13 protein-coding genes are annotated in these 14,185 nt (G+C 54.8%); 5 read left to right on the top strand and 8 right to left on the bottom strand.

Annotation, left to right across the window (positions count from 1 at the left end; translation table 11 throughout):
- Positions 1–183: 183 nt before the first annotated feature.
- Both BLR44_RS26215 and BLR44_RS26210 read left to right on the top strand, forming a co-directional pair.
- Complete coding sequence (locus tag BLR44_RS26215; RefSeq protein WP_089688053.1) at positions 184–522, top strand: PadR family transcriptional regulator; 339 nt, start codon at positions 184–186, stop codon at positions 520–522.
- Complete coding sequence (locus BLR44_RS26210) at positions 519–3,152, top strand: FtsX-like permease family protein (RefSeq protein ID WP_089688051.1); 2,634 nt, start codon at positions 519–521, stop codon at positions 3,150–3,152. The genes BLR44_RS26215 and BLR44_RS26210 overlap by 4 nt, the downstream gene beginning before the upstream one ends.
- Positions 3,153–3,732: 580 nt before the next feature.
- Here BLR44_RS26210 and BLR44_RS26205 read toward each other — a convergent pair.
- From BLR44_RS26205 to BLR44_RS26175, 7 genes are all read right to left on the bottom strand, one after another.
- Complete coding sequence (locus tag BLR44_RS26205) at positions 3,733–4,503, bottom strand: outer membrane beta-barrel protein (RefSeq protein WP_176956224.1); 771 nt, start codon at positions 4,501–4,503, stop codon at positions 3,733–3,735.
- Between the two features lie 296 nt (positions 4,504–4,799).
- Positions 4,800–5,573, bottom strand: coding sequence for an SDR family NAD(P)-dependent oxidoreductase (locus BLR44_RS26200; RefSeq protein ID WP_089688046.1), 774 nt, complete (start codon positions 5,571–5,573; stop codon positions 4,800–4,802).
- Between the two features lie 95 nt (positions 5,574–5,668).
- Positions 5,669–6,412, bottom strand: a complete 744-nt coding sequence (locus tag BLR44_RS26195) for an SDR family oxidoreductase (protein WP_089688044.1) — start codon at positions 6,410–6,412, stop codon at positions 5,669–5,671.
- A 158-nt stretch (positions 6,413–6,570) separates the two neighbouring features.
- On the bottom strand, positions 6,571–6,894 hold the full coding sequence (locus BLR44_RS26190) for a nuclear transport factor 2-like protein (protein WP_089688042.1): 324 nt from the start codon (positions 6,892–6,894) through the stop codon (positions 6,571–6,573).
- 100 nt (positions 6,895–6,994) lie between these two features.
- A complete protein-coding gene (locus BLR44_RS26185; RefSeq protein WP_089688039.1) occupies positions 6,995–7,747 on the bottom strand; it encodes an SDR family oxidoreductase in 753 nt (250 codons plus the stop codon).
- Positions 7,748–7,784: 37 nt separating this feature from the next.
- A complete protein-coding gene (locus BLR44_RS26180) occupies positions 7,785–8,525 on the bottom strand; it encodes an SDR family oxidoreductase (protein WP_089688037.1) in 741 nt (246 codons plus the stop codon).
- A gap of 96 nt (positions 8,526–8,621) precedes the next feature.
- Entirely contained in the window at positions 8,622–9,536 is a 915-nt protein-coding gene (locus tag BLR44_RS26175; protein WP_089688035.1) for a helix-turn-helix domain-containing protein, read from the bottom strand.
- A 372-nt stretch (positions 9,537–9,908) separates the two neighbouring features.
- Here BLR44_RS26175 and BLR44_RS26165 point away from each other — a divergent pair, with 372 nt between their 5' ends.
- From BLR44_RS26165 to BLR44_RS26155, 3 genes are all read left to right on the top strand, one after another.
- A complete protein-coding gene (locus BLR44_RS26165) occupies positions 9,909–10,745 on the top strand; it encodes an SDR family oxidoreductase (RefSeq protein WP_089688194.1) in 837 nt (278 codons plus the stop codon).
- A 51-nt stretch (positions 10,746–10,796) separates the two neighbouring features.
- On the top strand, positions 10,797–11,603 hold the full coding sequence (locus tag BLR44_RS26160; RefSeq protein WP_089688030.1) for an SDR family oxidoreductase: 807 nt from the start codon (positions 10,797–10,799) through the stop codon (positions 11,601–11,603).
- Positions 11,604–11,696: 93 nt separating this feature from the next.
- A complete protein-coding gene (locus BLR44_RS26155) occupies positions 11,697–12,617 on the top strand; it encodes a helix-turn-helix domain-containing protein (protein ID WP_089688028.1) in 921 nt (306 codons plus the stop codon).
- A 222-nt stretch (positions 12,618–12,839) separates the two neighbouring features.
- Here the strand turns inward: BLR44_RS26155 and BLR44_RS26150 are convergent, their stop codons facing one another.
- Positions 12,840–14,090: an alkene reductase gene (locus BLR44_RS26150; RefSeq protein ID WP_218127200.1), complete on the bottom strand. Its 1,251-nt coding sequence runs from the start codon at positions 14,088–14,090 to the stop codon at positions 12,840–12,842.
- Positions 14,091–14,185: the final 95 nt, after the last annotated feature.

Genomic DNA, 14,185 nt, shown 5'->3' with positions numbered 1-14,185 from the left:
GGACATAACGAGTTGAAAAAGCCAGACAACGATCGCTAGTTTTCTTATAGGTGCCCTCAAAATACACTCCCGGAGAATCTAGGCGATGAGAGAGATTGTAACTGTCCCCCAAAATCACAATACTACGATTAGGAAATTGCTGCGGAATTGTCTTTCTTGCCAATACCACAAATAGGGCATTCTATGAAAGCATATCCTTTGGGTGAGTTTGAAGAGATCGTGTTGCTGACCGTCGGGGTGCTGTACGACGAGGCGTACGGCGTCGCGATCAAGGACGAGATTGAGGAGCGGGCCCAACGCAACGTGAGCGTGGGCGCCCTCCAATCGGCTTTGCGGCGGCTGGAACAGAAAGGATACCTGACGTCCCGCACCGGCGATCCGACCGAACAACGGGGCGGCAAACCCAAGCGGTATTTCACCCTGACGGCCTACGGCAAACAAGCGTTGCAACAGGCACGCGACATCCGCGTCAGCCTATGGGAAGCGCTGCCGCGGGTCGTCCTTGATCTGAAAATCACATGATCAAGCGCGCGGCCGATCGTTTCTTCCGGTGGTTCTGCCACCCGGACTTCTATGCCGACATCCAGGGGGATCTGGAAGAACTTTACCAGCGGAACCGTGCCCGCCGGTCGGCCCGCTACGCCTCCTGGAAACTCTGCTGGCAGGTGGTGATGCTCTTTCGTCCTTCTCTGATCCGTCCTTTTTCTCCCTTCGCCTTTCTCCATCCCCTCATGCTACGCAACTACCTTACCATCGGCTCGCGCCACCTGCTGCGCCACAAACTGTTCACCAGCATCAACGTCGCCGGACTGGCGCTGGGGCTGGCGGCTTTCCTGCTCATGCAGGAGTACGTTCGATTTGAAAAGAGCTACGACCGCTTCTTCGCGCAGGCCGACCAGCTCTACCGACTCTCGACCATCCAAGTCGTCAACGGCTCCGTCGGCGTGAAGGATGCCATGTCGTATTACCCGGCGGGGCGGGTATTGGTGGAGGAGCTGCCAGAAGTGCTCATGGCTACCACTTCCCTGAAATTCGATGAGTCGGGACCGATGGTATTCCGGAAAGGCGACCAGCTACGCTACGAAAAAGGCGTGGTGTCGGCCGATTCCAACTTTCTGTACCTGCTGAACTACCGGGTGCTGAAAGGGTCGCGCGAAACGATGCTCAGCGAGCCAAACACGCTGGTGCTGACCGAACGCAAAGCGCACGAATACTTTGGAGAAGAAAGCGCGCTGGGACAAGTCCTGGAGGTAAACCACCAGTCCTTCACCGTCACGGGCGTGATCGAAGATGTGCCCGACAACACGCATTACAAGTTTGAGATCCTGATGTCGGACAAAAGCCTACAGGATCGGGCCGATTACAACAGCTGGAATTCCTTCAACTACTACACGTTCGTGCGCCTGGCACCACACACCGACCTGGCGGCCCTGGACCCGAAGCTGGAGCGGCTGGTGAAGAAATACAGAGGTGCCGAAACCTCCACGCGGTTTGCCCTGAGTCCGGTGCAAAGCCTCCACCTGCATTCGGGTTACACCTTCGAGCCCGAACTGCCGGGCAGTGCCAAGGCGGTGTCGTTTGTGCAGTTGATTGCCGTGTTCATGCTGATCATTGCCTGGGTCAATTACATCAATCTCTCTACCGCGCGCGCCGTGGAACGGGCCAAGGAAGTGGGCCTGCGGAAAGTGATCGGGGCTTACCCGTCACAACTGATGGGGCAGTTTCTGTTCGAAGCGCTGCTGGTCAATTTGCTGGCGTCGCTGCTGGCCCTGTTGCTCGCCGAACTGGCGCTGCCCTTTTTCAACCAGCTGGTCGGCAAAACCCTGGTGCCGCATCTCTGGAATCATCCCCCTTTTCTGCGGAGTCTGCTGGTTTTCTTTCTGATTGGCTCGCTGGTCTCCGGCTTCTACCCGGCCCTGGTGTTGTCCGCGCTGAAACCGACGACCGTGTTGAAGGGGAAGTTCCGCCACTCGCGCCGGGGCATCTGGCTGCGTAAAAGCCTGGTGGTCGTGCAATTTGCTTCTTCGATGGTACTGATCGCGGGCACCTTTATCGTCTACCGGCAGGTGCAGTATATGCAGGGACGTGACCTGGGCATCGATACTGACTACGTGGTTGGCCTGACCCTGCCGGACGCACAAAATCCGGAAGAGGAGCAAGCGCTTGCCTCGAAGATAGAGGCGTTCAAGGAAGATTTACGCAAGCATGCGGCCATCGAGGTCGTAGGGGGCACGTCGAACTTACCGGGCGGCGATGCGACCGACATCAATTCGACCTCCTCCAGCGTACGTATCGTCGGGAAAACTGACCGGCTGGAAGGCACCTACTACATGCAATACAACGACGATCACTTTCTGGATGCCGTCGGGATGCAGTTGCTGATGGGGCGGGACTTTGAGTTGTCCCGCGCGTCCGACTCGTCGGCGGTACTGGTGAACGAAGCCTTCTTACGGCGGATCAATGTCGCCGATCCTCTCCAGGCGCTGGAAGAGTACCTTCAGTTCGGCACAAACGAGAACAACGAAAAGCACCAGATTGTGGGCATTGTCCGGGATTTTAACCGGACGACCTTGAAAAGTGCGGTGGAGCCGACCATCTATTTTTATTACCCTAGGCTGTCCAAGTGCGTGGTGAAATTGCAGCCGGAGCACTACCGAGAAGGGTTGGGGTATCTGGAGACGACCTGGACGCAATTTTTTCCGAACACGCCCCTCGACTACACGTTTCTGGATGAGCGCTTCGCGGCGCTGTATGAGCAGGACCGTCGCTTCGTCGAGGTATTCGGCTCTTTTTCGGGACTGGCCATCTTCATCGCCATGCTCGGGCTGTTCGGGCTGGCCTCGTTTATGGCCGTGCAGCGCACCAAAGAAGTGGGCGTCCGCAAAGTATTGGGTGCCACGATTCCCTACATCATCGGCAGCTTCTACAAAGATTTCCTGGTGTTGCTGAGCGTGGCGGCAGTGGTCGGCATCCCGGCCGTGTATTGGGGCATGAGCTCCTGGCTGGAGAACTACGCGTTCCGCATCGACTTCCCGTGGCTGCTGACCATCGTCGCGCTCGGTGTCGTAGCGGTGTTTGCACTCGCAACGGTAGGCTATCAGATCTACAAAGTGGCCGTCCTCAACCCCGCGAAGACACTGAAATATGAGTGAGGAAAATGCAAGCAGAATGGGGTTGGCCTACTCTAGAATGCTGCATTCAACGGTCCCCTCTAGTCTCCCGCTGCGCGCCCACACGTACTGCTGATGGAAAAGAAGTCTACTACTAACAGCGTTGTTGACATAAAAAGTAATTATCGAACAATTCCAAGAGGAGATGACGCCCGCCAATTTTCTGGCCAGTACCGGAACCTATCGGAGTAACCTAGTAGGAGAATGAGAGACGAAAGGTACAGTCACCAATCAGGCAGCCTAGACCTATAAGGACGTGGTATTAACCGTCCATTACTATAGCAAAACCAAAACCCATCTGGGTAGTGAAAGGCAAGTGTTGTATGAGTACTTTCCACCAGGTCAGCAGAAAGAAACTGAAATCGCTGGGGTTCAGGGTGACAGAAAGTATTGGTTGGGAAGTTACCCAAGCCCTGGCCGCTACTCAGTAGAAAGTACCAGTCGATGTCGCTTACCAAAGTAAGCGACATCGAAGCTCGGAGGAACTGACGATTAAGCAAAAACCAGCGCCGTGGAGTGTGCTGGTTTTTGCAATAAAGCGGTATATAAACTCTTTTTTTACTTACTGAGTAGAAGGATCTTCCTCTGGCTTTTCTTTCTTATGAAAAGCATAAGTAAGCGCTATTTGTAAGCCAACAGCGTAAAAATTACGCCGCTCCGGTTCGTAATAGCGGTATCGTTTATCAAACGTGTTGGTATCTAATAGATGTAGCTGAAAGGTTGGTGCTATGGATAAATTCACTTGCTCGGCTAGGGAGAAACGCTTGCCTATGCCGAGCCATAGTCCTAAATTAAAATGACGGTAATAGAGATTCCGTCCATCAAATTCTTTCAGAGACTGTACTTGTGGATCCCCTAGATTTCCCCAGACAGTTACTGCATTGCGTGCGTCATCAAGAAGCCAGTTAGGACTTATGCCTGCTAAGGCATAATATTTCCTTTTTGGGGACCAAGTATATTCAATAGTTATAGGAACTTCTAAGAAAAGAAAATTATAACGGGCATTGCCCGCCCCAAAGGGCTCTCCTCTGTTATTGAAGAATGTGAGTGGGCCCATAACAAATCCTTTCTTTGAAAAAAGTAGGCTGGACCTTAAACACCATCTGGAATTAAAGTGATAGAGTACAGTACCGCCTAAATCCCATCCTGGAAGCCCCCTTTCTTTGACTAGCTCTGTATATTCATCAGGCTGTGAAAGAGGAAACTTGTGTCGATAGATGACATGACGAACTGTCAAGGCTCCTTGTATTCCTGCTTGCCAACGCTGAGCATGACTTATACTGGGCAGTGCCGATCCTAGAAACAGAAGTAAGAAGAGAAGATAGCGTATCACGAGAGTCGGGATTAATCCATAATGACTAGGGCGTGTATGCAAACTCAAAAGCAGTCTAAACTAGGTAAATTCAGCGAAGCGATGCCCCGCCGGGACACGAATTTACCGATCGTCAGTGGGAACGACTCAGGCAGTAGTTGCCAAAGAAGAAGCTAGCTACAGGGCGGCCCTCTTGTGACCACCAACTGATTTTAAATGCTGGTTTAGACCCCTGAATAGCTAGTAAGAGAGGTCGCACCTCCATCGCTCAACGTGAGACGCCTCCTGTGGTTCTTCACTTCACCTCCGCTTCTCCTCTACTTAGGTAAACGTACCCCTGAGATTTCTCCGCAAAGCGCCAGGTAAGCGTCCTGAAGTTGTGGATCATCGGCCGCCCGCAAATGGCTTTTCAGTGCTTTATGATAGAAGTACTTGCCACTTACTTTCGCCTGCGCATCGTCGGAGACTGCCAGCCATTCCTGTGTTTTTGGCGCGTCGGTAAGGCTGTCCGGGGCTGAAGAGCCGCCCATTTTGGTAGCCACCCAACCCGGTTCGAGGGCATTTGCGTAGACATTTGGCCAGTGTCTCGCTACACCGAATGCGAGTAAGATATTGTGCAATGTACTGTCCGAGTAGGCTTGAAACCCCTCCCACGCGCGCTTTTGCCATTTCACATCGCTCAGGTCGGGCTCGCCCTGATTGTGCAGGCCGGAACTGGTGTAGATCAGTCGTTCCGGTGGTTGGATCAGACAGGTTAGCACATAAGGCGCGAGGCTGTTGATCGCAAACACGTGGGGCAACCCTTCTTTGGTTTTAATGAGCCTCGACTCACGGTACCCTACACCCGCGTTGTGAATCACACTGTCCATGTGGCCGAGCTTGTTTACCTGATCGGCCACCGAGGTAGTTGCTTCAAAGCTGGACAAATCACCCACGACGACGTCCCAGGCATTGGGGAGTTTCGCCTTCAACCGGGTAGCCTTTTCGTGATTGCGGGCATGCAGCACGACCTGATGGCCTTGTTTAATTAAGGCGGTCGCGATCATCAAACCGAGCCCGTCGGTAGAGCCCGTTATAACTACCTTTTTCATCGCATGCTCTTATTTTAGCTATGTACAGAAGCGAAAGCACCGTTTGGGGTTTCTTCCACGCATCGGGTGCCTTCGCAAAAAGTGAGCTGGCCGACTTAGACCAGCACGGAACCACCATCAATGGTGAAATTCTGACCGGTGGCGTAGGGTTGCTGCATGAGGAACAGGAACGTTTTGGCCACGTCTTCCGCTTCACCCACCCGCTTGGCCAGGTTCGCTTCGCTGGTCGTCTTATAGAGGTTTTCCCGGTCTTCTTCGCTCATACTCGACCACAGGTTGGTTTTGATCACCCCAGGGGAGACGATGTTGACCCGGATCGGCGACAGCTCCACAGCCAGTGCACGACACAGCCCTTCCATGGCACCACAAATGCTGGAGGCCAGTGCCCAGCCGGACCCAGGCCGCTGACTGGCCGTTCCGCTGATCAGTCCGATTGAACCGCCTTTGTTCATATGAGGTACGCCGTATTTGGCGGCGGCCAGGGCACCCCAGTACCGGATGGTGAAGAAATCTTTCGCCTCTGACACATCGATATCCTCCAGGTTGATCAGGCTCAGGTTTTCACCCGCCGTATAAATCAGGTGGTCGAACGCACCCACATGCTCGAAAAACGCCTTGATAGACGACTCCTGGCTCATGTCCACCGCGTGCCCCTCGTGCGAACCGGACGGCAGCTCCTGCAGTGCCTTGTCGATGCGCTCTTGATTGCTTGAGATAAGTACAAGTGCCGCGCCTTCGGCGGCAGCCAATTTGGCCGTAGCGAGCCCTAAGCCCGAGCTACCGCCGACGACGATGACGCGCTTGCCTTGCAACGCGCTATCTTTTGAAGAAGAATCCATGATGGTACGTATGATAAAGTGAAACGTAATGAACGCTACGGGAAACCTTCCGCTGCGCTTGGTAAAAAAAGCCGGTGTTGTGTGAAGGCATCCCGGAAGGGAAGAAGCGTGCGGACGGACCGGCGAGCCGCTCGCGACGCGTTTCTCTTCCGGGTGGTTCAGTAATCAGCCTGCCCAATTTCCAACTGCTCAATCTTTCCCTCCGGGGTCAGCCGAAATTTGAAATACGTTTTGAAATTGCCCCAAGTATCGCTATGGAACTGTCCGTACAGATGGGTCCCGTCCGCCTCCACTTTGTCGAGGCGGGTGAACCGCTCGCGCCCGATGGCTTCCGTCGAGAACTTCTGAAAATCACGGGGGTGGCCGTCGTCCAGCAGCGTAGCGTCTGGGGTAAAGTACGAGAACCAGGCGGCCGTATCGGCCCGTTGCCAGGCCTCAAAGGCCTTTCTGACGATTTCATTTTGGATCAGATGCGTATCCATGGGAGTTACGTTTTTATGTGGGTGAGAGCTAAGCTGCCCATAGGCCTGCATCATGCACAGGAGCAGCAAAAAACCAATTGGGGTAGCGCCTGCCACGCGCTTATTGTGTAGCGCCACCGTTGACCAGCAGGTGCTGCCCGTTGACGAACGACGAAAGATCGCTGGCGAAAAACTCGGCAAGGTTGGCCACGTCTTCCACCTCGGCCAGACGACCCATCGGGCAGCTGTCAATGAGCGACTTCCGCAGTTCGGGATATGAGGCAGGGTCGGTGAAAATGCCGGAGTGGTCTACCGCAAATGGGATGATGGTGTTGACCGTGACGCCCCGGTGCCCGATCTCTTTCGAGAGTACATCCACCAGGTAGCGAGGTGCCATTTTACTGCCCCCGTAGACAGCCATGCCCGGTACCGGAAACGCGGTGGTGCTGGAAGCGACGTAAATGATACGTCCCTTGTCTTCCACGTGCAGGGCTGCCTGTTGCAGGGTAAAGTAAGAGCCTTTGGCATTAATAGAAAACAAGCGGTCGAATTGCTCTTCCGTAAACTCGGTCACGGGCGTTTCCACCATTTCAATCCCGGCGTTCGCCACCACGATGTCGATTTTGCCAAAGGCTTCTTTCGCGGCGGCAAATAGCCGTTTGAGGTCTTCGACCTTGCTGACGTCGGCCTGCACCGAGATGACGCGGCTGCCCATTGCTCCGATGTTGCTGACGGTTTCGTCGGCCGCGTGCTGATCGCGAGAATAGTTGATGACCAAGTCGGCCCCCAGGGCGGCATACCGCTCGGCGATGGCTTTGCCTAGTCCCCGGGCCGATCCGGTGACGAGCGCTACTTTATTTTTAAGAGAATTCATGAGAATACAAGTTAGGGATGAAAAAAAATAGGTCTACTTAGGCCATGGCACCATTGATGCCGATATTTTGTGCCGAAATCCACTTGGCTTCGTCACTGGCCAGGAACACCACCACACGGGCGATATCGTCCGGCTCTCCAATGCGGTTGAAGGCCGACAAAGAGGCGAGCCGGTCAATGGCTTCCTGTGGTTTGCCTTTTGTGAACAGCGCCGTGTTGGTAGGGCCGGGCGAAACGGAGTTCACGTTGATGCCCCGGCTGCCGATCTCCTTGGAGAAGACCCGCGTCAACTGCTCGACCGCCGCCTTGGTCGCTACGTAAGGACCGTAGGTAGGCAGCATGATGCGGGTGACGGACGTAGAGAAGTTGATCACACTCCCACCATCGGCCAATTTGGTGGCGGCTTCTCGTAGGGCGTAGAATACACCTTTGACGTTGATGTCCATCTGTTTGGCAAACTGTTCGTCGGTCGTATCCTTGATCAGGGAATTGAGCATCACGCCCGCGTTGTTCACCAGAATGTCGAGCTTGCCGTAGTGCGCCAGCACCTGATCGAAAAGCTTGGTCACCTGATCGGACTGACTGACGTCCGCCTGCAACGCAATGGCCTCGCCCCCCTCCGCCTTGATTTCTTCCACGACTTGGTCGGCCGCTTCTTTACCACCTGCGTAGTTGACGACGACATGGGCACCCGCACGGGCTAGTTCTTTGGCAATTTCTGCCCCGATGCCGCGTGAGGCACCCGTCACCAGGGCTATTTTTTGAGATAACTGACTCATGATTTGTTGTCTTTTTGTGATGACACAAAGGTGAGCCGAACTGGAGCCGACGGACGTACAAGAATTACAGGAAGGCTTGTAAATCTGTAAGAACCCCTACAAAAGGTGCGCTTTGCGGTACGACAGCGGGCTGAGGGAGGTGTGTTTCTTGAAGTGGTTGCTGAAATGCGAAGCTTCCAGAAACCCGAGGCGATGGGCAATCTCTTTGACGGAGAGCGTCGGGTCCTGGAGCAGCACCTTGGCCTCCGTGATGAGCTTATCGGCAATCCAGGTGCTGATGCTCTTGCCGGTTTTGCTGGAAATGACATTGGACAGGTAGGTGGCATGCAGCGCTTGCAAATCGGCGAAATCCTGCACACGGAGCAGCTTGTCGGTCTTGCCGCTGACCAGGTCCCGGACATGATGTTCCAGGTTCAGCTTAAAGGTTTTCACGATCTGCGAGCTGCGGTTGCCTTCGTAGATCGGGTTATAATCCTGAAAAAAGAACTCCTTGATTTTCAGGAGCAGGGCGACGGTCAAGCTCCCGACAATCTGATGCTTGTAGGGTGACTCGCCGTGGTATTCCCGATAAATCTCCCCGTACAGGTTTCTTATCACCGCAAACTGCCCGGCCGTGAGGACCTGGGGTTCGATCGTTTCGGTCAGTAAATAAGGAAACTCCCGGTACACGTCGTCGTGCACATATTCTTTGAGGTACGACTCGTTAAACGTGATCAGGCAGGTATCGACAATCCGTTGCCACTCGAAGATGCGATAGTTCCCCGGGTTGGTGAAGTAGACCGTTCCCGGCTGGATCGTGAACTGCTGGTCGTCAATGGTGTATTTCCCAAAGGCTTCGCCAACGAAGAGAAAGCTGAAGTAGTTGGGACGAAAGGGCACCGAGGTGAACGGAAGGGACGTGAACGTGTCCTGCAAAAAGTGAATCGTGAATCCAGAATTGGCATCAAAAGAGTCGACGGCCAGCCCCATGGCTTCGTAGAGCTCGTGCAAGTCTTTTACTACCAGGTCCATCGGCTACGGGAGGAGTAGGGTTTCGGATTAAAGATAAACAAAGAACGCACACCCGGCTCTTCCTACCAAGCGAGAGTGTTCCACACTGGGTGCTCCACACTGGGAGTACGTCCGCAACCTCGCCTCCATCGCACATCCTCATTTTGACTTATGCACCGCCCGTTTTGGTTCATCTTCCCGCTGGACCGCTACATAAGTTTGCATCATCGCAAGGAAAGAAAGGCACCTATCTCCAGCAAATGCGCTTACACCGCCCCACCTGACAGGCAATAGCGCTTCGCGGAACAGGTCAGTATCCCTAGGAAACAAGTGGGTTGCGCCCCCTCGCTGATCGAACAGCATACTATGCATCAACACAAACACAAGATCAACATGAAAAACACAGTCTTACTTACCGGTACTTCCTCTGGTTTTGGTGCCACCGCCGCACGTTTATTTGCCGAGCGAGGCTGGCATGTCATCGCTACCATGCGCGACACCAGCAAAGCGGGCGACCTACGCTCCCTTCCCAACGTCTGGGTAACCACCCTCGACGTGCAGGATCTCACCACCATCGACGACGCCATCGCGGACGGCATCGAGCGCTTCGGCCACATCGACGTGGTGATCAACAACGCGGGCTATGGCCAGTTCGGCATTTTCGAGGGGCTGTCTCGCGAGGCCATTCAGGCACAATTTGACGTCAACGTCTTTGGTGCCATGGACGTGACCCGCGCCATTCTTCCCCACTTCCGCGCCCGCCGGGCCGGCACCATCCTCAACATCAGTTCCGGTGCCGGTGCCATTGGCTTTCCGATGGCATCGCTCTACAGTGCTTCGAAGTTCGCGTTGGAAGGCTTCTCCGAAGGGCTGCGTTACGAGCTGGCTTCGCTGGGAATTCGTGTCAAACTTATTGAGCCCGGTGGTGCCCCTCAAACGGGCTTTATGGCGCGGGTCGGCGGTGAAAGCGCGGGGGTAGCGGTGATTGAAGACTACCTGCCGTTTATGCAACACATCGGGCAAATCTATGGCGGCATGTCGGCAGCCTCGGACCCGGATGCGGTAGAGAAAGTAGTTGAAGCGATGTACGAGGCCGCTACGGATGGCAAAGACCAGCTCCGCTACGCCCCGACCGACGATATCCAGCCCTTGTTGCAAGCCCGCCGCAGCACGTCGGAGCCTACCTACCAGTCGCTCACGCACCAACTCTTTGTCTCCACGGAGGCGTAAGGGTGCTTGCCTGAACCACAGTGATACATTTTTAACAAAATTCAGCTTACCATGAAAACGATATTCATCACCGGCGCCTCGACGGGCCTAGGCAACTCAACCGCCCACCTGTTTGCCGCCCGCGGCTGGCACGTCATCGCTACCATGCGCCATCCGGAACACGAAACCGAACTCCGTACGTTAGAAAACGTCAGCCTCCTGCCGCTGGACGTCACCGACGAAGAAGCGATCCAGAAGGCAGTGGAGGCGGCGGTGGCCATCAGCCCGGTCGATGTGGTCTTTAACAACGCCGGGTACGGCCTGGTTGGTCCCTTGGAAGGACTCAGCCACGACCAGATTACCCGGCAATTCAACACCAACGTACTGGGGGCAATCTTCGTCACGCAGGCATTTTTGCCGCACCTGCGGGAGAAGCAAAGCGGCCTGATTCTAAACACCACTTCCATCGGGGGGCTGGTTACCTTCCCGCTTTCGTCGATCTACCACGCCACCAAGTGGGCGCTGGAGGGCTGGAGCGAAAGCATGTCGTTCGAGCTAGGCCTGCACGGCATCAGGATCAAGACCATCTCCCCGGGCGGCATCGCTACCGATTTTATGGGGCGATCGCTGGACGCCGCCCAGCACGACGCCTACGCCCCGCTGTTTGAAAAACTAATGGGCGGTTTCAGCAGCGGAGAAAGTACCTTGCAGTTTTCGCCGCCGGAAACGATTGCAGAGGTGGTGTACGAAGCGGCAACCGACGGCAAAGACCAACTGCGCTACCTGGCGGGGCCCGATGCCGTGGCCACGTATGCACAGCGATTGAAGGTAGGTCCCGAACCCTTCCGCCAGGGCGTTGCGGCGCAGTTTGGGGTGTAGCCTCCCTCGGTTCACACGAAGAGACATCCCGGCACCATCCGCACACTTCCATGACGGCGCATACGTCGGTGGTGCTCAAAAAAGTAGAAGAACATGATAGACAAATCGATTCAAAAACAGGCGCTCCACCACTTCCATTCTATTTCGGAGCTGAGCAAAGCACTGGGGGTTTCCCCTCCCCTACATCCCCTGGTGCATCTGATTAACCACGACGAGATCTCCCCGGCGTCGGAGGTGCGGTACATGATCCCCAATTTCTACATGATCTCGTACAAAACGAACCTGAAAGGCAAGCTACGCTACGGCCAGGGCTACTATGATTTTGATGAAGGGGGAATGATTTTCGTGTCGCCTAACCAGGCCCTGTCCGTGGTCGACGAAGATGACCTCTGCCAAGGATGCAGTCTGTTTATCCACCCCGATCTCCTTCGGGCCTATCCGGTGAGTAAAACGATCAAGAAATTCGGTTTCTTCGCGTACAATATCCACGAAGCGCTACACCTGTCTGATCAGGAGAAGCAAAAGATACTGGGTCTGTTCTACGACATTCGACAGGAACTTCAGACCCCCATCGACGACATCAGTCAGGGCCTGATCGTTTCCTACATTGAGGTATTACTCCACTACAGCGATCGATACTACAAGCGGCAGTTCATCACCCGTGACGTTGTTAACCATACGGTGGTCGAGAAGTTCGAAAGTTACCTGGCCGACTATTTCCATTCGGCTGACCCACTGCACAAGGGCTTGCCCAGCGTTGGTTACTTCGCGGATCGGCTCCACCTCTCGTCCAGCTACCTGAGCGACATGTTGCGCAATGTGACCGGGTTGAACACCCAGCAGCACATCCATGCTAAGCTGATCGAAAAGGCCAAGGAAAAGCTTACGTCCACCGACCTGACCGTCGCAGAAATCGCCTACGACTTAGGGTTCGAACATCCTCAATCGTTCATCAAGCTTTTCAAAGCCAAAACCAGTGTCACGCCGCTGGGATATCGCAACTCCTTGAACTGAGTCAGTTGTAGACAGGAGCAGTGCTTGCCAATGTATATCGATCATAGCTACGAAATAAGCTCCCTATGGCGGCTAGTAACCTCTCCAATAGCTATTTCACCCCCTTATCAAGCGTTGAACTGCGTATAAATTGCGAGTTTTTAAACATAGAGGCAACTACACAATCCCTATGCAATCCTAGAGCACTCGGCCTTCACAAAGTTGCTCTCCGCCAGCGATAGCTCAACTCTGGCATAGAGCAACTTTGAATGGAAGCATGCAGGCGAGTCTCAAGCGCTTCTCGTGCGGCAGCACCATGAAGGATACGCAGCTACGTGAATCGTGTGTTATCGTTTGGCTATGGCGAAGAGCAACGGTCTTTGGCCGTGGCCTGCAAGCAGACTGATTTTTTAGTTTGCTAACACCGGATAGTCGATGTATCCCTTTGCTCCGCCGCCAAACATGCTGGCGCGATCCGGTTGATTGAGCAAGGCATCTTTGCGCGAACCGTAGCGGCAAATCCGGCTTGGCCAGGAAGAGAGTACTGTAGGAGATCAACTGCGCAATGCCTTTCTGTACTTCTGCTTCACCGGAGGCCCTCCCGTACCCCATGTTAGCAATCACCGTTGGGGCGGCCAACGGACCAAACAACTCGATCTCGTCCGCATCTGGGTAGTGCGGCACCGCCGGAAAGGCAGGGCTGCGTTTCATGAATTCGACATCGGCAACATCCAGGTGGTTGAGTTCCTCGATTAGGTAGGTGTAGGTCGCCACCGGATCGTCCAGCACGATGTCTTCGTAGGAATGAAAAGGCGACAGCTTGATGCCCACCCGTTCCCCACCCACCGCACCGATGAGTTCCGCCATCACGTCCAGCACAAAACGGGCTTTGTTCGGAATGCTGCCGCCGTAGGCGTCGGTTCTACGGTTGGCACTCTCGGCCAGAAACTGATTGGACAGGTAGCCGTTCGCGGCATGCAGCTCCACCCCGTCAAAGCCGGCCGCCAGGGCATTCTTTGCCGCCTGACCGTAGTCATGGACAATCTGGTGGATTTCTGCCACGGTGAGCGCCCGCGGGGTTTCATAGTCTTTCAATCCCTGCGAGGTAAAGTGCTGCATGCCGGTGATGGCCACAGCGGAGGGGGCTACGGGCCGCTCGCCCTGCCGATCGATCGAATGGCCGGCTCGTCCGGTGTGCCAAAGTTGCGTGACGATGCGCCCACCCTTTGCGTGCACGGCGTCCGTCACCTTTTTCCAGGCGTCCATTTGCGCGGACGTGTAGAGGCCAGGCGTCAGGGGACTGCCGATGGCCTGCGGACTGATGTTAATCGCTTCGGTGATGATCAATCCGGCACTGACACGTTGCGTGTAGTATAGTACCGTCAGCTCGCCCACGACCCCGTTAGTGTCGGCGCGGCTGCGGGTCATCGCGGACATGACCATGCGATTGTTGAGCGATAAATTGCTGAGTTGAATGGGCTCTAACAGTTTCATTTTTTTTTCGTGATTTGAGGTGAGAGGTTTGGGGATGGGCAAAGCGATTTCACCCAAAACGGGGAAGCGGATCTTCACCCACGGGGATGACAGGT

Origin of the sequence: Catalinimonas alkaloidigena (assembly GCF_900100765.1) — a bacterium.
Classification (GTDB): domain Bacteria; phylum Bacteroidota; class Bacteroidia; order Cytophagales; family Flexibacteraceae; genus Mooreia; species Mooreia alkaloidigena.
This window is presented reverse-complemented; position numbering and strand designations above follow the sequence as displayed.

Excerpts from the sequence above, each read along its gene's own strand:
- BLR44_RS26160 (WP_089688030.1), top strand. The coding sequence starts at position 10,797 with ATGAAAACGATATTCATCACCGGCGCCTCGACGGGCCTAGGCAACTCA.
- BLR44_RS26175 (WP_089688035.1), bottom strand. The coding sequence starts at position 9,536 with ATGGACCTGGTAGTAAAAGACTTGCACGAGCTCTACGAAGCCATGGGG.
- BLR44_RS26195 (WP_089688044.1), bottom strand. The coding sequence starts at position 6,412 with ATGGATTCTTCTTCAAAAGATAGCGCGTTGCAAGGCAAGCGCGTCATC.
- BLR44_RS26165 (WP_089688194.1), top strand. The coding sequence starts at position 9,909 with ATGAAAAACACAGTCTTACTTACCGGTACTTCCTCTGGTTTTGGTGCC.
- BLR44_RS26215 (WP_089688053.1), top strand. The coding sequence starts at position 184 with ATGAAAGCATATCCTTTGGGTGAGTTTGAAGAGATCGTGTTGCTGACC.
- BLR44_RS26185 (WP_089688039.1), bottom strand. The coding sequence starts at position 7,747 with ATGAATTCTCTTAAAAATAAAGTAGCGCTCGTCACCGGATCGGCCCGG.
- BLR44_RS26190 (WP_089688042.1), bottom strand. The coding sequence starts at position 6,894 with ATGGATACGCATCTGATCCAAAATGAAATCGTCAGAAAGGCCTTTGAG.
- BLR44_RS26180 (WP_089688037.1), bottom strand. The coding sequence starts at position 8,525 with ATGAGTCAGTTATCTCAAAAAATAGCCCTGGTGACGGGTGCCTCACGC.
- BLR44_RS26210 (WP_089688051.1), top strand. The coding sequence starts at position 519 with ATGATCAAGCGCGCGGCCGATCGTTTCTTCCGGTGGTTCTGCCACCCG.
- BLR44_RS26200 (WP_089688046.1), bottom strand. The coding sequence starts at position 5,573 with ATGAAAAAGGTAGTTATAACGGGCTCTACCGACGGGCTCGGTTTGATG.
- BLR44_RS26150 (WP_218127200.1), bottom strand. The coding sequence starts at position 14,090 with ATGAAACTGTTAGAGCCCATTCAACTCAGCAATTTATCGCTCAACAAT.
- BLR44_RS26155 (WP_089688028.1), top strand. The coding sequence starts at position 11,697 with ATGATAGACAAATCGATTCAAAAACAGGCGCTCCACCACTTCCATTCT.